This window comes from Stenotrophomonas sp. STEN033, from assembly GCF_056856655.1.
Map to the genome: position 1 here is coordinate 64,692 of NZ_JBXFWM010000013.1, position 19,155 is coordinate 83,846.

The window sequence follows — 19,155 nt, forward strand, 5'->3', positions numbered from 1 at the left end:
TCTCCCGCTTGCAGGAGAAGGTGCCCCAACGGGGCGGATGAGGGGAGCTTTTCGCTGCAGAACCAAACCAGCAGCAACGCCCCTCAATCCAACTCAATCCTGCTCGTCGTCGCCATCCACATCATCATCAGCATCGTCATCATCGCCAGCAACTTCCGCTGCCGCGCTCAACACCGGCACCAGCATCAGCTCGCGCAATACCTGGTAGATCTCGCGGTAGGCGCGCGGCGGCTTGTTCTTGGCCTTTTCGGCCAAGGCGTTGCGTACCAGGGTACGCAAGGCCTGACGGTCGGCCTCCGGATGCTCGTCCAGCAGCTCGCCCAGGGCGACATCACCCTCGGCCAGCAGCCGCTCACGCCAGCGCTCCATGCGGTGCATGATCGCCACTTCGCGGCGCGAGGTTTCGCTGTTGGCGTCCAGTGCGTTGCGGATCGCGTCCAGCGTCTCGTCTTCCTCGCGGCGCATCTGCTTGGCCAGGAAGGCCAGCTGGCGCTTGCGCGCGCCGTGCGAGGTAATGCGCTTGGAGTACGCGATGTGTTCCAGCAGGCCTTCCGGGATCGGCAGGCGCGCCAGCTGGGCCGGGGTCAGCGCCACCAGGGTTTCGCCCAGGGCCAGTACTTCCAGCGCTTCGCGCCGGTTCTGGCTACGGCTTTCGCCCAAATATTCACCGGTTTCTTGATCGCGTCCACGCATCGCACTGCTACCTACTAAACTTCATGACAGGAAAGCCAGGCGCTCGCCGGGCTTCACGAAGAATCCACGCCACGCCGCCGGTCCTGCAAAACCGGGCAGATGTGAAGGGATTCGGCCACCAAGGATAAAGCATTGAACGTCATTAGCACCGATAACCCTGCCGCCGACGACAGCCTGCAGCGCCTGGAGCGCCTGGCCGGCATCTCCCAGCAGCTGTTGGAGCGGGCCCGTGCCATGGGCGCCAGCCAGGCGGAAGTCAGCTGCAGCGAAGACCGTGGACTGGATGTGAACGTGCGCCTGGGTGAGGTGGAAACGGTGGAGGCGACGCACGACCGCGGCATCGCGGTGACCGTGTACTTCGGCCAGCGCAAGGGCAGTGCCAGCACCGCCGACCTGCAGGAAGCCAGCCTGGAGGCCACCGTGGCCCAGGCCTGTGCGATTGCTCGCCATACCGAGGACGACCCGGCCTCCGGGTTGGCGGACCCGGCGCTGATGGCCACCGAGTTCCCCGATCTGGACGGTTGGCATCCGTGGGCGCTCACCGCCGAGCAGGCAGTGGACCTGGCGCTGGCCTGTGAATCGGCTGGCCGTGACAGCGACAGCCGCATCAGCAATTCCGACGGCGCGTCGGCCTCCACGGCGCAGAGCGTGTCGGTATATGCCAACTCGCATGGCTTCATCGGCCGTGATCGCAGCAGCCACCATTCCATCGGTTGCGCGCTGATCGCCGGGCAAGGCGATGGCATGCAGCGTGATGGCTGGTACACCAGTGCCATCGCCCGCGAAGACCTGGACGACCCGGCAGCGGTGGGCCTGCGCGCGGCCGAGCGCACGGTCGCCCGCCTGCAACCGCGCTCGTTGCCGACCGGCGAGGTGCAGGTGCTGTTCGCCGCGGAAATGGCGCGCTCCTTGATCGGCCACCTGCTCAGCGCGGTGTCCGGTGGCGCCCTGTATCGCCGTGCCAGCTTCCTGCTCGACAGTGTGGACACCCAGCTGTTCCCGGACTGGTTTGCCATCGACGAGCTGCCGCTGTTGCGTCGCAGCCTGCGCTCCAGCTCCTACGACGGCGAAGGGGTTGCAACCCGCAACTCGGCCTTGATCACCGACGGTGTACTGCAGCGTTACATCCTGGGCAGTTACTCGGCGCGCAAGCTCGGTTTGCAGACCACGGCCAATGCCGGTGGCGTCCACAACCTGAAAGTGAAGGCCAATGCGGGTGATCGGGCCTCCATGCTGTCGGGTATGGGCACGGGTTTGCTGGTCACCGAACTGATGGGGCAGGGCGTGAACGGGATCACCGGAGATTACTCACGGGGTGCTGGCGGTTTCTGGGTGGAGAACGGGCAGATCGCCTACCCGGTAGACGGCATCACCATCGCTGGCAACCTCAAGCAGATGTTTGCCGGTATCGAAGCAGTAGGTAACGACGTGGACAAGCGTTCGCATGTCGCCACCGGTTCGATCCTTGTCGGGAAGATGACTGTGGCAGGTAATGATTGACGCAGTCTTACTAAACAGCGGACTATTCTTATGTGGAAGTTAATAGACTTCCTATAGCTGTCTACCTTTATGGATAAGCCCTTTACAAGGATCTTGGGGAAACAATGAGCGACTACCAGAACACTCCGCCGCCGGCGCCGACCAGCGCAGGCGCTTCCGATGACAACAGCATTGCAATGCTGGTGCACCTGTCGGGCATCTTTTTCAGCTTCATCGTGCCGTTGATCGTGTGGCTGGTGAACAAGGACAAGCCGGAAAAGGCCTTCTTGAACGCCAACTCCAAGGAAGCGCTGAACTTCCAGCTCACGCTGCTGGGTGCCTACTTCATCAGCGGCATCCTGATGGTCGTGGTGATCGGCTTCCTGACCTATCTGGCTGCATGGATCGGTGGTCTGGTGTTCGCGATCCTTGCTGGCCTGGCGGCCAACAAGGGCGAGACCTACCGCTATCCGATGACGATCCGGCTGATCAAGTAATCAGCGCGATGTTTGTCTGACAAAAAGCCCGGGGAATCCCGGGCTTTTTGTTTATGCCAAGCGCGGCGGTTTTGCCGCTCCCTTTGCCGGGGCCAAGGGAGCGGCAAGGTCGGCTTGCGCACCTCTGGGGTGCGGCCTGGTGCACGGCAAAAGGCCATGCCCGCAGGCCGGACGGGGAAAGCCGGGATGTCAGCCCCGTGGCTTACAGCGCTCCCCGGGGCCTGTAGAAGCGCGGTCAGTGCGTGCGGCGCACCGTCAGTTCGGCCAATGCAGCCAATGCTGCCGCGCGCTGGCCGAATGGAACCAGTGCCGCCTGCATCGCGGCAGCCAGTTCCGACAACGTGGCCTTTGCGCCGTCCATGCCCAGCAAGGAGGGGAAGGTCGACTTGTCCTGCGCCTGGTCCTTGCCGGCAGTCTTGCCCAGTTGCTCCGAGCTGGCTTCGACATCGAGGATGTCGTCACGGACCTGGAAAGCCAGGCCCAAGGTGTCGGCGAAACTGTCCAGCTGCGCAAGCTGGGCGTCGCTGGCCTCACCACACAGCGCACCCATGCGTACCGCGGCGCGGATCAGGGCGCCGGTCTTCATGGCATGCATCTGCTTGAGGTCGGCCAGTGCCTGCTGCTGGCCGGTGGCATCGATGTCCAGTGCCTGGCCGCCGCACATGCCGGCGGCGCCGGAGGCGCTGGCCAGGGTCTGTATGCAGTTCAACGCCAATGCCGGCGGCATCCACGCACCTGCCAGGATCTCAAAGGCACGGGTCTGCAGGGCGTCACCAGCAAGAATCGCAGTGGCCTCGTCAAAGGCGATATGGGTGGTGGGTCGGCCGCGGCGCAGGTCGTCGTCGTCCATCGCGGGCAGGTCGTCATGCACCAGCGAATACGCGTGGATGAACTCGACCGCTACGGCGGCTGCATCCAGACGTGCCTCATCGGCACCGAACAGATGGCCGGTGGCGTAGACCAGCATGGGGCGCATGCGCTTGCCGCCGCCCAGCGCGGCATAGCGCATGGCCTGATGCAGGCCCTGCGGGGCAAGTTCCGGGTCGGGAAGGGCGTCTTGCAGCTGTTCTTCGGTACGTTGCAGCCAGCGCGTGAGCAGGGCGTCAGTCTTCATTGCCGCTGCTTTCAAAGGGTTCGGATTTTTCCGGCTGGGCCGGATCGGAAACCAGGCGCACGCGCAGTTCCGCCTGTTCCAGCGCCTGCTGGCACTGGCGGTAGAGGCCTACGCCACGCTCGTATGCGGTCAGCGACTGTTCCAGACTCAGGTCGCCGGCTTCCATCTTCTCTACCAATTGCTCCAGCTCTTCGAGCGATTGCTCGAAGTGGGCCACCGGTGAGGCTTCATTGGGGGACTTCTTTGCCATGGTGCAAGTGTGAGCGGCCAGCGGGAAAGGGTCAATTCACCGGGCCTGGCGGCTGCCATTGCAGTGACGCGTCGTGAGCCTGCAGCCATGCCTGCAGGGGCGCCGAAATCACCCGGTCCGCAGCCGCCAGCACGCTGTCGCCAGCGCAGATCAGGGGAAGTTGCGCGCGTAACCATGGCGGCACGTCAGCCTGCTGCAGGCAATGCTTGAGTTGGTGGCTGTGGTCGCGCCCTGGCAGTTGGATGCGCTCGCCACCGCGACGCTGGCGCAGTTGCAGCGGTTCATCGAAGGCGCCCGCGCCTTGCAGCAGCAATTTGCCGCCGTCGGGTAGATCCACTGGTTCAGCGCCGTCCCATTCGCGCGTCCAGCCCTCGGGCCAAGCCTTGATCAAGGGCGCTGCATGCAGCTGGTCCCGCCAGCGCACGATGCGGACCTGCTGCCAGCGGAACTCGGCCTGCTGGTCATGGCCAGCGGACAGCAGCTGTTGCTGGATTGCCTGCACGCCCTTGGCCGGAAGTGCTGGCAGCCCTTGTTGCTTCGCCCACAGGCGCAGTACGCGGGATTGTTGCGGAGCTGCGAGCTGCTTGAGCTCGCTCAGCAGCAGCGCGTTCTCAGCACCCAGGCAATGCAGTAGCAAGCTCGCATCGTCCTCATGCAACAGCGCCGCTGCCTGTGCCGCGAGTGCGGCGCTGCGTGCCATCGCTGCGTCTGCATGGGGCCAACGCTGGCGCAGCAATGGCAGCACCTGCAGGCGCAGGAAATTGCGGTCGAAATCCGCACTGCTGTTGCTGGGATCCTCGATCCACTGCAGCGCGTGCTGGCGGGCGTAGGCCTCCAGCGTGCTGCGCGCTACCTGCAGTAGTGGGCGCCACAAGGTGCTGGCCCCGAAGCTGCGTTGTGCCTGCATCGCGGCAAGACCGTCGACACCGGCGCCGCGCAGTGCGCGCAACAGGAAAGTTTCTGCCTGATCGTCCTGATGGTGGGCCAGGGCCAGCCATTCGTTTTCAAGCAGATGTGTCTTGAAGGCGGCATGGCGGGCATCACGGGCGGCCGCTTCCAGGCCTTGGCCAGCGTCGCGCGGAACCTGGACCTGCACCACCTGCAGCGGGATGTTCCACTGCGCGCAGAGCTTGCTGCAATGCTGTTGCCAGTCATCGGCAAGCGTCTGCAGGCCGTGGTGCACATGCAGTGCGCGCAGGCTGCCGGGCTGGCGTCCAGGGGCGTTGGCTAGCAGGTGCAGCAGCACGGTGGAATCCAGGCCGCCGCTGAAACCGACCATCACCGGGATGTCGGTTGCGGCCTGCAGCAGGGAAGGGGAAAGCGGGTTCATGGCCGCGCCGAGTATCGGCGGCGGCGGCGATGGCTGCAATTGTTGAAGCACCGGGGTTTTGCAGGAGTGGCGTCAGCCGCGAAGCAGACGCTCTGTCAGGTTGTGGAGTGGCTGGCAGTTTCAATGGTGCCGGCTTCGCGGCTGACGCCGCTCCCACAACACCCACAAATCACACGAGCCCGAGCTGGGGCCGTGGTGTGTCAAGACGGGTGGTGGATGGTGCTGGCGGCCATGGTAGAGCGGAGCCATGCTTCGCTGCGGGACTACCGGTGGAGCCCCTGCCGAGCATGGCTCGGCACTACGTTGCAGCGCCACCGGGTTTTGCAGGAGCGGCGTCAGCGGCGAAGCAGATGGTCTGTCAGTTTGCGGGGGGGCTGGTAGTTCAATGGCGTTGGCTTCGCGGCTGACGCCGCTACCACAAGGTCCTGCAAACCCAGCTCAGGGCAGGATATTGCCCTGGCGGTCGATGCGGTAATGCTTGCCGCCTTCAATGGCGGTGTGGCCGCCTGGGTCGGGTTTGCCTGGCGCGCAGCCCTGGCAGACTTCGGCAATGCCGTCCTTGAATGGCCAGCCCCAATCGAAACGGGCGGCGAAAGCAGGCTGCAGTTGGCGGTCGTAGTAGCCGATCCGGCCATCGACCAAGGCCCGGGTCAGGCCTTCCTCGAAGTAATCCGGGCCGTTGTCGTAGGTGATCACCGGCAGATTGTGGCCGTCGCGACGCAGGTAGTAATGCTGCTTGCCGGCGATGATCGCGGTCAGCCCATCGGCATCGTATTCAAGCTGCGCCAGTGCCGTTTCGGCGACGATCAGCCTGCCATCGCCGGTCCGCTTGCAGCCTTCCAGGATCTTGAACGCATCGGTGTCCATCCGGTAGCAGGCCTCATCGGCCAACGCGATTGCTGGCACCGTGGCCAGTGACAGCAATGCTGCCACTGGCCAGCCGGCAGCGTGCCGGGGACGGGTCACTGCGGCTTGCGCTCGAACTTGGCCGGCTGCGGCAGCTCGACCGGTACGCCATGCGCGTCGCAGGTACCCAGGGCACACAGGCGCTCACGCAGGCGCGGGGTGGACTGCACGATCAGGTGGTAGATGGTGTTCTGTTCCATCGTGCCGCGGACTGCCTTGCTGCCCGGGCCACGTGCCCAGATGCCGACGTCTTCGCCGCCGTGCGATTCGCTCTTGGACGGCACCAGCGCTTCCTGCATGTAGTCCGGGTGCTCGGTGTCGACATGGGTCAGGTCGGGACGGCCGTTGGCGGTCTCGAAGCTGCTCGGCGAATGCGGGAAGCGCTTGGGGCCGGCCGGCTGCTGGTTGCTGGCGCCGGTGTAGCCCGGGCCATTGGCGTAGCTCAGGGTGGTGTAGGGCATGCCCATGCCGTCGCGGGCCAGATCCAGTGCGCCCATGCCGTCTTCGCCGCCCTTGTCCTTGACCTTGCCGAGGATGGCGTTGCCGCGTGCCGGATAACCGACGAAGTTCAGCGTATGCGAGTGGTCGGCGGTGACGATGATCAAGGTGTCCTCGGCCGAAGTGGCATCAACCGCAGCCTTGACCGCATCCGACATGGCGATGGTGTCGCCCAGTGCTCGCGCTGCGTTGCCGCTGTGGTTGGCGTGGTCGATGCGGGCGCCTTCGACCATCAGCACGAAACCTTCCTGGTGCTTGGACAGGTTGGCGATGGCGGCGCGGGTCAGTTCGGCCAGCGAGGGTTCACCGGCGCGGTCCTTGGGGCGGTCCTGCTCGTACTGCATGTGGTCCGGCTCGAACAGGCCGAGCAGGGCCGGCGCGTTGGTGGCAGCCTTGAGCTGGTCGGCGTTCCACACATAGGCGCCCTGCGGATGCTTGGCCTGCCATTCGGCGACCAGGTTGCGGCCGTCCAGGCGCAGGCCAACCTTGTCGGCGTACTCGGGGTCCTGCTCGTTGATGGTGGTGAACTGGCCGCGGCCGCCGCCCAGTGCAACCAGCGGGCCCTGGCCGTAGCGCGCGGTGGAGATCAGCTGCTGGGCGATGTCCACGCAGCCAGCGGCCTTGGCGGCTTCCGGCAGGTCGGTGTCGTTCTCCCAGTTGCGCTCGGGCGAATGCGCATAGGTCGCCGCCGGGGTGGCGTGGGTCAGGCGCGCGGTGGAGACGATGCCGGTGGCCATGCCGGCGCTGTCGGCCAGCTGCAGCCAGGTCAGCAGGCCCTTGGGCAGGCTGTCGGCACAGTTGTTGCGGCTGCCGGCGCTGACGCCGATCGCGCCCATGTGGCTCTTCACGCCGGTGGTGATCGCAGTCATGGTGCCGGCCGAATCGGGGGTCTGCGAGTCGGTGTTATAGGTCTTGCTGAATGCGGTGGCCGGGAAGCGCTCCCAGGACAGCAGGTTCTCTTCACCCGGCTGACCCTTGCGCTGGCCTTCCAGGATGCGCGCGGCGGCCACCGTGGTCAGGCTCATGCCATCGCCCAGGAACAGGATGACGTTCTTGGCCTTGCCGGCCATGGCGCCATTGCCGGCGGCACGGGCGGCACCATCGCGGTACCACCACTGCGGGGTTTCACCGTCCGGACGGGTGATCTGGGGGACGTCAACGCTGACCGCGTTGGCCGGGCCGGACTGGGTGCCGGTGCTGGCACAGGCGCCCAGCAACAGGGTGGACAGGGCGGCGGACAGGAAACTGGCTTTGTGCATCGTGGTTGTTACCGCTGGATGAAGGCAGGCCGCCATTATGGTCAAGCGTGGAAGGCATGCATATGACACGCAGCTTTTCTGTGTGGGCATCGTGCTGGCTGGGGCCTTGCGCTATCGTGGGAACCTTCGATTTGTTCTCCGGATTGACGATATGAATGTGGTTTCTGCCTGGCTGCGGATCCCCTTCTGGCAGCGGGTGGTCGGCGGCTTCGTGCTGGGCGCGCTGGCCGGCTGGGCGCTGGGACCGGCGGCTGAGACCTTCTTTGGCCCGCTGGGCGAGCTCTACGTCACCCTGATCAAGATGATCGCGGTGCCGCTGGTGTTCTTCGCGGTGATCAACGCCATCGGCTCGCTGCATGGGCAGAAGTCGGTGGCCGCGCTCAGTGGCCGCACTTTCCTGTGGTTCGTCATCACCGCCGCGTTTGCGGTGGGTATCGGCCTGCTGGTGGGTACGGTGATGCAACCCGGTACCGGTGGCCTGAAGTTGGCAGTGGACTCGACCTACACGCCGCGCGATGTGCCTTCCATCGCCAAGGTATTGATGGATGTGGTGCCGTCCAATGTGTTCTATGCGCTGGCCGGTATCGGCACCAAGGCCAATGCGGCCGGTGAGCAGGTGCTGGCGGCCGGACGCGGCTCGATCCTGCCGGTGATCTTCTTTGCAGGCCTGCTTGGCTTTGCGATGGTCAAGCTGGGCGAGAAGGTCAACGAAGCGCGCAAGCTGGTTGGGCAGATGAGCGAGATCATGATCCAGGTGACCCGCTTCGTGCTGGAGATGACCCCGCTGGGTACCTTCGGCCTGATCGCCGGCCTGGTCGGCAGCTATGGTTTCGAGAAGCTGTTGCCGTTGGGTAACTTCGTGCTGGCGCTGTACGTGGCCTGTGCGCTGCACATCGTCATCGTCTACAGCGGCTTGTTGCTGGCCCATGGCCTGAACCCGTGGAAATTCTTCCGTGGTGCGGCGCCGGGCATGCAGGTGGCGTTCGTGGCCTCGTCGAGTTTTGCGGCGATGCCGGTGGCGATGCGTTCGATCAGCGACAACCTCGGTGTCAACAAGGACTACGCCTCGTTCGCGGTGCCGTTGGGCGCCAGCATCAAGATGGACGGCTGCGGCGCGATCTACCCGGCGCTGTGTGCGGTGTTCATCGCGCAGTACACCGGTGTGCCGTTGACGCCGGAGCAGTATGTGATTGTGCTGATCGCCTCGGTACTGGGCAGCTTCGGCACGGCGGGTGTGCCGGGTACGGCGGTGGTGATGGCCACGGTGGTGCTGAGCGCAGCCAACCTGCCGCTGGAGGCAATCGGTTACCTGTACGCCATTGACCGCATCCTCGACATGATGCGCACCATGACCAATGTCACCGGGCAGATGGTGGTGCCGGTGATCGTGGCCAAGGAGACCGGACTGCTTGACCAGCAGGTCTACGATGCGGCTGGCACACCGGCGATGGGAGCAGGTGCAGGCGGACGTCACCCGGAATAGCGCGGCGATTGCCGCTTGTGATCATGCAGAAGGCCGGCATTGCCGGCCTTTTTGCTGTGCGCGTCGCGTGGCTTGTAGCAGGTGTAACAACTGTCTGTAACAGGGCTGATACAGCGGCGTGAAAGCCGCATCAGACGTGGCTTTTGCGGTTTTCCGCGGGGCACCATACGCCAGCCGGGATATCCGCAATGCTGTGACAGGGATACACCTGTAACGCCTCTTGCAGAATTCAACCTTCTGTTTTTAAAGGAAAATTCAGCTTGGCACGGTTGCTGCTCTCTCACTCGCGTTGGTACGAGTGGACGACGCAATGGACAGCTGGACCCTACATCGTTATGCCGCACTGGTTGGCTTGTTGCTGATCAGTACCGCCGCCAGCGAGGCGGCCTTGGCTTCGGGAGCGCGGCAGGGCGTGAAAGCCCAGCCGGGCGAGATCGTGCTGCTGCGTGACGTGTCGACACGACCGGCTTATCGCATGGCCCCCCCGGGGATGGCGTTGATAGCCGATCCCTCGCCGCGCAAGGAGTTGGGTTCAGCGCTGGGCGCCGGTGGCATGAGCGAACTCAGTGACGATGATTATGCGGCGATGGGCTCCGGCATGGCCGACAGCCAGATGGCCGGGCATGGCCAGACCACGGTCGAGCGGGTGACCACCGGCGTGGTGGGCGGCACCCTGGGACGGGTGGCGGGCGATGATGGAATGTTGTCCGGTGGCCAGCTGTCACGCGCGATTGGCGGTCCGATGGGGGCCGTGGGCGGTGCCACACGCGGTATAGGCGATCAGGTACGCGGGGCCCTGGCCCAATTTCCGTTGGGCCAGCCGTCCGGGCAGGGGGGCAAATGAACACCGCAATCCTTCGCCTGTCGGCCGTGGCAATGGCGCTGGCAGTGGCAGTCGTCGGCACCGCAGCGGCGCAATCGCAGGGCGACAGCTATACCGGCATGTTGTCCTATCTGTCCGCCGATACCCGCATCGACGGCAATGCCTTGGCCGGGGCAGACGGTTCGATCAAGGTCAACCAGGCGGCGGGGGATCTCAACCTGCAGGCCAACCTGCACAGCATGGCCAATGGCGCGCATGCATCGGCGACTGCGCGCAGCCTGCAACTGCGACAAGCCAACAGCTTCAATTCACCGATGCAGGCCTCGGCCACCATCGGCGGCAATGCGCTGGCAGGTGCCAGCGGCATTGCATCCATCAATCAGGCCAGTGGTGGTGGCAACGCGTCGTTGAACGCCGTCACCGCGACACTGGCCGCACAGGGCATACGCGAGGCAAGTGATGAGGCCATGACTTCATCCGAGGTACTCGCGTCGGCGGGGGGGCAGTCCATCGCCACCGACCCACGCGCTACCCGCAGGGTAGGTGTGGAGGCATCCGCATTGCGCGGATTTGACGGTGTGCTGCAACTCAATCAGATCGCGGGGTCCGGCAATGCAACGGAGAACAGATTCAGCATCTCCGTGCAGGGCACCCCGTGAACACAGCTCCATCCACCCGATGCATCAGAAAACCTGAAGAGGGCACCATGAAAGCGAATAAATGGACCGTACTCGCCATGGCGGTAACCGCATTCACCATGAGTGCGGCTGCCAATGCGGCGGACAACCAGAACGCGAGCGCCAACATCGATCACCAGCACAACGTGAACGAGACGCGTACGCACACCAATACCAACACCAATACCAACACCAACACCAACGTCAATACCAACGTCGATACCGACATCGACCTGAAGTTGGATGCCGCAGCCCGCCTGCGCTACAGCGACACGCGTTCCAACTACGAGTCCAACAAGACCGTAACCGAGAACGTGCAGAAGACGTCCAACATCTCTGCCGACGAGCGCAAGGAAAAGAACAATCACGGCGTGGACGTGAACCTTGAGAAGGACATGCGTCTGAGCTCGGACGTGAACTTCTCCGGCGACCCGACCATCACCGGCAACATCGACCTGGATTCGGCCGCGATTGCCATCATCGACAACCGCCAGTCGATCTCCAACAACCACGCCGAGAACGGCCTGTTGAGCAACGATGCGTCGATTGCCGATGACGTCGGTTCCGATGCCTCGGGCAACCTGGGCTTCAACGTCGCCGCCGGTGACAACAACGCCCAGGACAATGCAGCTGCGCTGTCGGCAGCCGATGCCTCCTTCAGCTTCGGCATGGCGGACGCGGAAGTGTTCGTCAACCAGAGTGGCATGAACAACACCACCATGAACTACGGCGTGACCAACGCTGCAGGCGTGGGCGGCAATGCCTTCTCCGGGGCCAGTGGCAACATCGGTGTGAACGTCACCTCGGGCAACAACAACGAGCAGAAGAACGCTCTGGCTGCCTCGGTCGCCACCAGCGCTTATGCCACCTCGAGCATCAGCTCCAACCAGGTGTCTTCGGGTAACCAGGTCGACAACGATGGCTACTACGACTACCTGGTGAACAGCTACTCGATCAGCATGAGTGGCAAGGTTACCGGCACCACCAAGGGCACCGGCACGGGTACCTATACCGGCACCGGCAACTCCTACCAGAAGACCAACTTCTACCCGGATAACTGGTCCGGTGATTCGCATCCGGCCGGTGACCAGACCGGTCACTCGGATTGGGACAACCAGACCCAGGGTGCTGTCGCCAACCCGAACCGTCCGGGCGTGGGTGGCATGGCATGGGACACCGACGAGAAGGGCACCACGAGCTTCTCCGAGATGGGCACCGCCGACCTGACCGCGAGCTTGAGCGGCAAGGTGATCGACATCGATTGGATCGCGGTTGATGCGACCAATACCGCCAGCCTGTCGGGCAGTGCGTTCTCCGGCGCGTCGGGCAACATCGGCGTGAACGTGTCCTCCGGCACCGGCAACCTGCAGGCCAACAGCCTCGCGCTGGCGGTGGCTCAGCCGTCTACCGGTACCCCGGGTGGTGGCGGTGGCAACGAGCCGTAACCGGAGGCGTCATCCCAGTGGGTGACGCACCTGCTCCGCGCAACAAGCCCGGCCATCCGCCAATGACCGGGTTCCGGGAGCCCCCATTCCTCTCCCCCAGGAGGGGGGCTCCCACCTTTCGGCGCTCTGGAGGCATGACGCTCATGTTCTGTCGCTCGTTGCTGTTGGCTTGTGCGTTGAGCTTGGCCCCGGGCCTGGTGCATGCGGGCGAGGTGGCGTTCAGCAGTGTGCTGCCCAACGGGGCGTTGTACAGCGGCAAGATCGAGAGTATGAAGGAGCGGCGGTTCCGCCACCTGGTGCGGCAGCAGACCGATTACAGCTGTGGGGCGGCGGCATTGGCGACGATTCTCAAGCATGCCTATCACCTCAATACCGACGAGGCGACGGTGATCGAGGGCATGATGGGGGTCGCTGATCCGGAATTGGTTCGGCAACGCGGTTTTTCGTTGCTGGATATCAAGCGTTACGTGGAATCGTTGGGCATGCGCGGTCGCGGTTACCGGATCGATGAAGACCGGCTGATGACCCTGCGTGTTCCCAGCCTGGTGTTGATGGATGTACGCGGATTCCGCCACTTCGTCGTACTCAAGCAGATACGCGATGGCATGGCCGAGGTGGCTGATCCGATTCTGGGCAATCGCGTGGTGCCCATGGCCGAGTTCCTCCAGTCCTGGCCCTCGCGCGCGGTGTTCGTGGTGATTGGCAGTGACTTCGACCGCAATACGGTGCTGTTGCAACCCAGTGAGAGGCCCAGTGCACGCGCGCTGTATGCACGCCAAGGGGCCAACCCCATTACCGATGCAGAACTGGTCGATTTCGGTTTCAGCCATGCTGACCTGTTCTGAAGGAGTGCTGTGATGAACGTAACCAGGTTCGCCCTGCTGGCCTTGGCGCTGGGTATCGCGCTGCCGGCAATGGGAGCGGAAAATCAACAGAAGCCGGGAAAAGGCCTGCACGAGATACCGGACCCGGAACTCAACCTGATGCGCGGCCGCTACACCGTCGGTGGCAATGCGGTGGCCTGGTTCGGAGTAACCATGATTTCGACATGGCAGACCGCGACTGGCCAGAACCTGCAGGGCACCATGAAGCTTGGCATGGACTTCAGCAAAGGTGGCAATGTGCCGAAGGTGAGCTTCACGCCCAGCGTCAGCATCACCGATGCCAATGCGCCATTGCCCGATGCAAGCGGGCGCAGCATTGATGGCAGTGGTTTGAACAATGTGGCCGGTGTCAGCCAGAGCGTGCAGATAGCAGGCGACGGCAACCGCGCCAGCAATGTCATGCACCTGAACGTTCGCAATGACGGCATCGTGCCAGCCAACACCGGGTCGGTGGCTGGCAATGCCACGGCGCAGTCGGGCGGTGCCAGCGCGGTTGCCAGCTTCGACGGCAATGCGGCGCGCCTGCAGTTGACGATCCAGGGCCAGGGTGCCGTGCAGCAGTGGTTGCGCAGCGGCAGCGTCGGTCAAGGCATCCAGCTGACAAGTGACGGGCAGCTGGTCAGCAACCGGCTGCAGATTGATCTGGTGAGGGAGTCGATGGCAGGGAACCTGCCGTTGGCCCAGAACGTGGCACAGGCCATCACGCTCAATCGGGGGATTGGCGGGATAGGCGGGCAGTGAGCACGTGCCTGGCACGTGCTTTGGCGAGTCCAACGTAGAGGAACGACCAATGAAACGACTGGCGATGGCGGCGCTGGTGAGTCTGACTGTTGCTTCACCACGGGTGATGGCGCAGGAGGCGGAAACCGGCAATAACGATGCGGAAGATGTCAGGGCCCTGGTGGCACAGCTGGAGGCATTGAAGGCCAGTTATGCGCAGGAAGTGCGGCGCCTGCGCGAGCTGGACATGCAGGTACAGGCAATCCAGGCACGGGTCAGCGGCAAGACGGCACAGGCCTTGCCCACCCCGCAGGTAGCGGCGGGTACAACGCCTGCAGTGCCTGCGCCGCCGCAAGCGGCTACGGCAGCGGCACCGCCAGCGGGCGCTGAAGGTTATGCCAGCAGTGCAGCGGAAGCGCAGGAAGCCAAGGAAGCGGCGCGGCGCAGCGTCGATGACGTCAAACAGCAGCAGTCGGCGCTGTTCAACCAGAAGCTCACCCTGGAAAACAGCCTCACTTACGCCCGCTATGATCGCAAGCAACTCACCCTCAACGGCTTCCTGGCACTGGATGCGATCTTCCTGGGAAACATCGCCATCGAAAACGTCGAATCCGATTCGCTGACCTACAATTTCGCCGCGCGCTGGGGCGTCAACCCGCGTCTTACCCTGAATCTGGACGTGCCGTACATCGCCCGCAAGACCATCTACCAGAAGGGCGGAGCGGGCGGTTCGGCGGCGGCCATCGCGCAGGAGGAAACCCATGGCACGGGTATTGGTGATGTCACCGTCAGTGCCAATTACAAGCTGTTTGGTGAACGCGGCTGGCGTCCCGAGACGGTGCTGACCGGCGGTGTCACCGCGCCGACCGGGCGCGAACCCTATGGGCTGGACTGGAAGGTGATCGAACGCGACGACGACGACTTCATCCGTTTCGCGGTGCCGTCCAAGCAGCCGACGGGCAACGGCCTGTGGCAGGCGAACATCGGCTTGTCGGCGGTGAAGAGTGCCGATCCCGCGATCCTGTTCGGCAATATCGGTTATGTGCGCTCGTTCAAGCGCAGCTTCGACGATATCGATGCCAATCCGGACACGATCAATCCGGGTGAGGTGAACCTGGGGGATTCGTATTATTTCGGTGCCGGTGTGGCGTTTGCTTTCAACGAGCGCACCAGCCTGAGCATTTCCTTCAGTGATCGCATGAGTGCGCGTGCCAGCACACGCTACAAGAACGGCAAGTGGATGAAGGTGATCGGCAGCGATGGCAACGCGGGCACACTCAATCTCGGGGTGACCTATGCGCTGACATCCAAGGCCACCTTCGTCAGCATGTTGGGCATTGGCCTGACCCCTGACGCCCCTGACTTCACCTTGGCCTTCAAGTTGCCTTACATGTTGTGAGAGCGCAGGGTTGAAGATTCACCGATCAGAGGAGGCGGCGCTGCGTGCGGAAGGTCAACGCAGCGCCTCCAGTTCCAGCTGGTGCTTGCGACACATGCGGTAGATGGTGACCCGCGACACCTTCATCAGGCGCGCGCAGGCACTGATGTTGTATTGGCTTTGCTGCAGGCAGGAGAGCAGGGTTTCACGTTCGGCGTGATTGCGCGCCTTGTTGAGCTGGGCGCCGTCCGTGGACAGATTGAGTTCCAGGTCCGCGCTGCTGATCAATTCGCCTTCGGCAGTGATGGCCGCACGTTGTACCCGGTTGAGCAGTTCACGCACGTTCCCCGGCCAGGGAAAGCGATCCATGGCCTGGCGTGCCTCGGTGGTGTAGCCGCGTGCGCGGGTGGGGTGGCGCATGCGGAAGTTGCGCAGGAACTGGCGGGACAATAGTTCGATATCGCCATCGCGTTTGCGCAGCGGTGGCATGGCCAGGCGCAATACGTTCAGGCGGTAATAAAGATCGCGGCGGAAGCGGCCTTCTTCCACCGCGCGCTCCAGGTCAACGTGGGTGGCAGCGAGGATGCGCACATCCACTGGAATGGGCTGGTTGCTGCCGACCCGCTCGATGGTGCCTTCCTGCAGTACCCGCAACAGGCTGGTCTGTGCATCCAGCGGCAGGTCACCGATTTCGTCGAGGAAGACGCTGCCGTTGTGGGCGGTTTCAAACAGGCCCTGGCGACGACTGGTGGCGCCGGTGAAGGCGCCGCGCTCATGGCCAAACAGCTCTGACTGGATCAGTGTGGAGGGAATGGCGCCGCAGTTGATGGCCTGGAAGGGCTTGCCATTGCGTGCGGAGAGGCGGTGCAGCGCATGTGCTGCGACCTCCTTGCCGGTGCCGGTTTCGCCGGTGATCAGGACGGGCAGATCCACCGGAGCGTACTTGCGCAGGGTGGCACGCATGACCAGCATTACCTCGCTCTCGCCAAGCAAGGTGTCCAGCGCGTCTTCGCTGGCGGCCCGCGGCACGTCGTTGCTCAGGTCGTGCAGGCCGCGCAGCAGTTCCTTGAAGTCGGGCGGATGCGGGAACTGCTGCTGGCACGCCGCCAGCAAGGGATGGTGAGAGGTGTGCCCGTTCCCATCGGTGGCGGGGGTGATGGCGAACAATGGCATGTGCTGATGAGCGGCGGTCAGCTTGCCGATGCGTTCCAGTTCGCTGTCCGAACTGGTACGGAAATCGATCAGGCCAACCACCGTGTCACCGCCGCGCATGCCGATGTCGGCGGGCTGTTGGGGAAGTACCGTTCGCACTTGCCAGCCATCCGCAGCCAGCATCACTTTCTCTCTTGCCCCCGGATTTCCAAACCAGATCACACAACGTGTACTTGACATTTGTGCTGCCGCCATGTCTGGTCACCTCTCCATTCGCGGCAACGATATACCCCTGATTCGCGCATGCGCAATCGTATTCGCGCACTTTCTTGAGGGCCGCGTTGGATACCTACGCATTAACTTTTGTGCACTGTGGGTGACGGTTCTAGCGCGCCCACGCGGCAATAAAAAAGCCGCAACCCGAAGGTTGCGGCTTGGCAGGTAGGTGCCGGCAGGGCGCTTATAGCGCCATGCGACGTGCCTGCATGAACTTGTCACCCCAGTAGCCGCTGAGCAGGGTATCGGTGCGGACATCCTTGCCGGTGCTCGGGGCATGCAGGAAGCGGCCTTCGCCGACATAGATGCCGACATGGTCGACGCGGCCCTTGCGGCCGAAGAACACCAGGTCGCCGGCGGCCAGCGCCGAACGGTCGTTGATCAGTTCGGCATTGGCCTGGCTGGCCATCTCGCGCGATACGCGCGGCAGCTCGACGCCCAGCGCGGTGCGGAATACGTAGCCGACCAATCCACTGCAATCAAAACCGGCGTCCGGCGACGTGCCGCCCCAGCGATACGGGGTGCCCAGCAGGGTCATGGCGCGGCGCAGGATCGATTGCACCTTGCCGTCGGAGTCATTGGCCAGCGCGGCCTCGGTGGCGGCGGAAACGCCCTTGGAGGCGTCGTAGGCGGAAATCAGGCGGCTGAGATCGCCGGCGAACATCGCCGAGCGGTCCATCAACGGAATGGTGTCGCTGGCTGCCAGATGCGGCAGGAGGGCGGCGAGGGTTGCGGTAGCAGCGCTGTCGGCCTTGCTGCGTGGCGCCTCGGTCTTGGCTGCAGCCGGCTTGGCGGCTGCGGCGGTATCGGCGCTCTGGGCGAGGGCCGGCAGGCTGACCAGGGCCAGGGCTGCGGCGCACATCAGGCGACGGAGGGTGAGCGTAACAATTGTTGGCTGGCTCGGATGGGACGTGTTGTCAGTCGTCACGCGGCAGTCACTGAAAAAATTCGATGGGCGATCATGCCCTGTGAAACGTGTGGATAGGTACAAATTTCGTTAAATAATCGTTATTTTTCGCGAGGAATGTCTCGTTTTACCGTAATACCCGCTTCGCACCGGTGTAATGATCGCGCCAATAGGCCCCATCCAAATGATCCAGCCGCACGGTTCCGCCGGTGCTGGGGGCGTGGACGAAGCGACCTTCACCTACATAAATACCTACGTGCCAGACATTGCCCTTGTTGCCGAAAAAGACCAGATCACCGGCGGTGAGGCGATCAGTGGGGATTTTCGGGCCCTGGATGGCGGCCAGTTCGCGCGAGGTGCGCGGCAGGTTCAGTGCCAGCATGTCCCGATAGACATAGGTCACCAAGCCGCTGCAGTCGAAGCCGGACTCCGGGGTGTTACCGCCGTAGCGGTAAGGGGTGCCGACCAACCCCAAGGCACGCATCAGTATCGAGGCGGCTGCGGCGGGGTCCGCAGGGGCAACCGGCGAGTAATTTCGTGCCGGATCGGGTACGGCGGCCCGTTTGGGCGGGTTATGCCCGCAGGCGGTCAGCAGTACGGCGGTCAGGAGCGTGACTGGCAGCGGCCACGTGCGGATGCGGAGAACTGGCGTGATGTGCATGGAGCCCGGATAATGCGCCACCTTAGAAGGCCGTCATCATGGCGGCGTCCCCGGCGGCCGACAAGCCGTCCCAACGTCTGCCAGCGGGCAGCCATTTATCAGAGTTGCGCATGAAGATCGAAAAAGACCGCGTCGTCCGTTTCCACTACACCGTCTCCGAAGTCGGCCAGGAGCCGATCGAAAGCTCCAAGGACCGTGATCCGTTGGCCATCCTGATCGGCCACGGCAACATCATCCCGGGCCTTGAAACGGCGATGATGGACAAGGAAGCCGGCGAGAGCTTCGGCGTTGACGTGAAGTCGGCCGATGCCTATGGCGAGCGCCGCGAGGGTATGACCCAGCGCGTGCCGAAGAAGCACTTCGGCAAGACCCCGCTGGTCCCGGGCACCCAGGTGATCCTGCAGACCAACTTCGGCCCGCGTGCGGTCACCGTCGAGAAGGTCGGCATGACCGTGGTCGACGTCGACCTGAACCACCCGATGGCTGGCAAGGACCTGCATTTCGACGTGGAAATCGTCGAAGTGCGCGAAGCCAGCGAGGAAGAAGTGCAGCACGGCCACGTGCATGGCGACGGTGGTCACCAGCACTAAGCGATTGCCGCAAGGCAATGCAGCACCAGAACGGCCCGCTGACGCGGGCCGTTCTGCGTTGTGGGGCTGGTCCAATGTGGTGCCGAGCCATGCTCGGCAGAAGCTTTACCGGTAGAGCCCTGCCGAGCATGGC

The 19,155-nt window shown here is 63.8% G+C and carries 19 protein-coding genes; 10 read left to right on the forward strand and 9 right to left on the reverse strand.

Annotated elements, in window-relative coordinates; translation table 11 throughout:
- Nucleotides 1-93 precede the first annotated feature (93 nt).
- On the reverse strand, nucleotides 94-693 hold the full coding sequence (yjgA, locus tag AC1VXC_RS06735) for a ribosome biogenesis factor YjgA (RefSeq protein WP_481539398.1): 600 nt from the start codon (nucleotides 691-693) through the stop codon (nucleotides 94-96).
- Nucleotides 694-825: 132 nt separating this feature from the next.
- On the opposite strand from yjgA, the gene pmbA reads away from it, so the two are divergent.
- Both pmbA and AC1VXC_RS06745 read left to right on the forward strand, forming a co-directional pair.
- Nucleotides 826-2,193 carry a metalloprotease PmbA gene (gene pmbA / locus AC1VXC_RS06740; protein WP_481539399.1) on the forward strand — a complete coding sequence of 456 codons (1,368 nt, stop codon included), beginning with the start codon at nucleotides 826-828 and terminating at the stop codon, nucleotides 2,191-2,193.
- 104 nt (nucleotides 2,194-2,297) lie between these two features.
- Complete coding sequence (locus AC1VXC_RS06745; RefSeq protein WP_313173826.1) at nucleotides 2,298-2,669, forward strand: DUF4870 domain-containing protein; 372 nt, start codon at nucleotides 2,298-2,300, stop codon at nucleotides 2,667-2,669.
- A 235-nt stretch (nucleotides 2,670-2,904) separates the two neighbouring features.
- Here AC1VXC_RS06745 and AC1VXC_RS06750 read toward each other — a convergent pair whose 3' ends face one another.
- The 5 genes from AC1VXC_RS06750 to AC1VXC_RS06770 form a co-directional block, all read right to left on the reverse strand.
- Entirely contained in the window at nucleotides 2,905-3,783 is an 879-nt protein-coding gene (locus AC1VXC_RS06750) for a polyprenyl synthetase family protein (RefSeq protein WP_313173825.1), read from the reverse strand.
- On the reverse strand, nucleotides 3,773-4,033 hold the full coding sequence (locus AC1VXC_RS06755) for an exodeoxyribonuclease VII small subunit (protein ID WP_313173824.1): 261 nt from the start codon (nucleotides 4,031-4,033) through the stop codon (nucleotides 3,773-3,775). The genes AC1VXC_RS06750 and AC1VXC_RS06755 overlap by 11 nt, the downstream gene beginning before the upstream one ends.
- 31 nt (nucleotides 4,034-4,064) lie before the next feature.
- Entirely contained in the window at nucleotides 4,065-5,363 is a 1,299-nt protein-coding gene (gene tilS, locus AC1VXC_RS06760) for a tRNA lysidine(34) synthetase TilS (RefSeq protein WP_481539400.1), read from the reverse strand.
- A 438-nt stretch (nucleotides 5,364-5,801) separates the two neighbouring features.
- Nucleotides 5,802-6,329, reverse strand: coding sequence for a WG repeat-containing protein (locus AC1VXC_RS06765; protein WP_481539683.1), 528 nt, complete (start codon nucleotides 6,327-6,329; stop codon nucleotides 5,802-5,804).
- Nucleotides 6,326-8,026 (reverse strand): alkaline phosphatase, encoded by a 1,701-nt coding sequence (locus tag AC1VXC_RS06770; RefSeq protein WP_313173821.1) that lies wholly within the window; start codon nucleotides 8,024-8,026, stop codon nucleotides 6,326-6,328. Before AC1VXC_RS06770 ends, AC1VXC_RS06765 begins: the two co-directional genes overlap by 4 nt.
- A 151-nt stretch (nucleotides 8,027-8,177) precedes the next feature.
- Between AC1VXC_RS06770 and AC1VXC_RS06775 the strand changes: the two genes are divergently transcribed.
- The 7 genes from AC1VXC_RS06775 (at nucleotide 8,178) to AC1VXC_RS06805 (ending at nucleotide 15,457) form a co-directional block, all read left to right on the forward strand.
- Nucleotides 8,178-9,509 (forward strand): dicarboxylate/amino acid:cation symporter, encoded by a 1,332-nt coding sequence (locus AC1VXC_RS06775; protein WP_481539684.1) that lies wholly within the window; start codon nucleotides 8,178-8,180, stop codon nucleotides 9,507-9,509.
- Nucleotides 9,510-9,819: 310 nt separating this feature from the next.
- A complete protein-coding gene (locus AC1VXC_RS06780; RefSeq protein WP_313173819.1) occupies nucleotides 9,820-10,353 on the forward strand; it encodes a hypothetical protein in 534 nt (177 codons plus the stop codon).
- Nucleotides 10,350-10,991 carry a hypothetical protein gene (locus tag AC1VXC_RS06785; protein ID WP_481539685.1) on the forward strand — a complete coding sequence of 214 codons (642 nt, stop codon included), beginning with the start codon at nucleotides 10,350-10,352 and terminating at the stop codon, nucleotides 10,989-10,991. Before AC1VXC_RS06780 ends, AC1VXC_RS06785 begins: the two co-directional genes overlap by 4 nt.
- A gap of 47 nt (nucleotides 10,992-11,038) precedes the next feature.
- The gene (locus AC1VXC_RS06790) at nucleotides 11,039-12,454 is read left to right on the forward strand and encodes an adhesin (protein ID WP_481539686.1); all 1,416 of its coding nucleotides are present in this window, start codon (nucleotides 11,039-11,041) and stop codon (nucleotides 12,452-12,454) included.
- 143 nt (nucleotides 12,455-12,597) lie between these two features.
- Nucleotides 12,598-13,299 (forward strand): C39 family peptidase, encoded by a 702-nt coding sequence (locus AC1VXC_RS06795; protein WP_313173869.1) that lies wholly within the window; start codon nucleotides 12,598-12,600, stop codon nucleotides 13,297-13,299.
- Between the two features lie 12 nt (nucleotides 13,300-13,311).
- Nucleotides 13,312-14,079, forward strand: coding sequence for a hypothetical protein (locus AC1VXC_RS06800; RefSeq protein WP_481539687.1), 768 nt, complete (start codon nucleotides 13,312-13,314; stop codon nucleotides 14,077-14,079).
- 49 nt (nucleotides 14,080-14,128) lie between these two features.
- Nucleotides 14,129-15,457, forward strand: a complete 1,329-nt coding sequence (locus AC1VXC_RS06805) for a transporter family protein (RefSeq protein WP_313173817.1) — start codon at nucleotides 14,129-14,131, stop codon at nucleotides 15,455-15,457.
- 54 nt (nucleotides 15,458-15,511) lie between these two features.
- Here the strand turns inward: AC1VXC_RS06805 and AC1VXC_RS06810 are convergent, their stop codons facing one another.
- The 3 genes from AC1VXC_RS06810 to AC1VXC_RS06820 all read right to left on the reverse strand — a co-directional run bounded on the left by AC1VXC_RS06810 (nucleotide 15,512) and on the right by AC1VXC_RS06820 (nucleotide 18,432).
- Nucleotides 15,512-16,843 (reverse strand): sigma-54 interaction domain-containing protein, encoded by a 1,332-nt coding sequence (locus tag AC1VXC_RS06810; protein ID WP_313173816.1) that lies wholly within the window; start codon nucleotides 16,841-16,843, stop codon nucleotides 15,512-15,514.
- A 205-nt stretch (nucleotides 16,844-17,048) separates the two neighbouring features.
- Nucleotides 17,049-17,792: a C40 family peptidase gene (locus tag AC1VXC_RS06815; RefSeq protein WP_481529224.1), complete on the reverse strand. Its 744-nt coding sequence runs from the start codon at nucleotides 17,790-17,792 to the stop codon at nucleotides 17,049-17,051.
- A gap of 106 nt (nucleotides 17,793-17,898) precedes the next feature.
- Entirely contained in the window at nucleotides 17,899-18,432 is a 534-nt protein-coding gene (locus AC1VXC_RS06820; protein WP_481539688.1) for a C40 family peptidase, read from the reverse strand.
- Between the two features lie 110 nt (nucleotides 18,433-18,542).
- Between AC1VXC_RS06820 and AC1VXC_RS06825 the strand changes: the two genes are divergently transcribed.
- Complete coding sequence (locus tag AC1VXC_RS06825; protein WP_313173815.1) at nucleotides 18,543-19,022, forward strand: FKBP-type peptidyl-prolyl cis-trans isomerase; 480 nt, start codon at nucleotides 18,543-18,545, stop codon at nucleotides 19,020-19,022.
- Nucleotides 19,023-19,155 lie beyond the last annotated feature (133 nt).

Coding starts and splice junctions, on each gene's coding strand:
- AC1VXC_RS06800 (WP_481539687.1), top strand. CDS start 13,312: ATGAACGTAACCAGGTTCGCCCTGCTGGCCTTGGCGCTGGGTATCGCG.
- AC1VXC_RS06820 (WP_481539688.1), bottom strand. CDS start 18,432: ATGCACATCACGCCAGTTCTCCGCATCCGCACGTGGCCGCTGCCAGTC.
- AC1VXC_RS06755 (WP_313173824.1), bottom strand. CDS start 4,033: ATGGCAAAGAAGTCCCCCAATGAAGCCTCACCGGTGGCCCACTTCGAG.
- AC1VXC_RS06785 (WP_481539685.1), top strand. CDS start 10,350: ATGAACACCGCAATCCTTCGCCTGTCGGCCGTGGCAATGGCGCTGGCA.
- AC1VXC_RS06810 (WP_313173816.1), bottom strand. CDS start 16,843: ATGGCGGCAGCACAAATGTCAAGTACACGTTGTGTGATCTGGTTTGGA.
- tilS (WP_481539400.1), bottom strand. CDS start 5,363: ATGAACCCGCTTTCCCCTTCCCTGCTGCAGGCCGCAACCGACATCCCG.
- AC1VXC_RS06750 (WP_313173825.1), bottom strand. CDS start 3,783: ATGAAGACTGACGCCCTGCTCACGCGCTGGCTGCAACGTACCGAAGAA.
- AC1VXC_RS06780 (WP_313173819.1), top strand. CDS start 9,820: ATGGACAGCTGGACCCTACATCGTTATGCCGCACTGGTTGGCTTGTTG.
- AC1VXC_RS06775 (WP_481539684.1), top strand. CDS start 8,178: ATGAATGTGGTTTCTGCCTGGCTGCGGATCCCCTTCTGGCAGCGGGTG.
- yjgA (WP_481539398.1), bottom strand. CDS start 693: ATGCGTGGACGCGATCAAGAAACCGGTGAATATTTGGGCGAAAGCCGT.
- AC1VXC_RS06795 (WP_313173869.1), top strand. CDS start 12,598: ATGTTCTGTCGCTCGTTGCTGTTGGCTTGTGCGTTGAGCTTGGCCCCG.
- AC1VXC_RS06790 (WP_481539686.1), top strand. CDS start 11,039: ATGAAAGCGAATAAATGGACCGTACTCGCCATGGCGGTAACCGCATTC.
- AC1VXC_RS06805 (WP_313173817.1), top strand. CDS start 14,129: ATGAAACGACTGGCGATGGCGGCGCTGGTGAGTCTGACTGTTGCTTCA.
- AC1VXC_RS06825 (WP_313173815.1), top strand. CDS start 18,543: ATGAAGATCGAAAAAGACCGCGTCGTCCGTTTCCACTACACCGTCTCC.
- AC1VXC_RS06745 (WP_313173826.1), top strand. CDS start 2,298: ATGAGCGACTACCAGAACACTCCGCCGCCGGCGCCGACCAGCGCAGGC.
- AC1VXC_RS06770 (WP_313173821.1), bottom strand. CDS start 8,026: ATGCACAAAGCCAGTTTCCTGTCCGCCGCCCTGTCCACCCTGTTGCTG.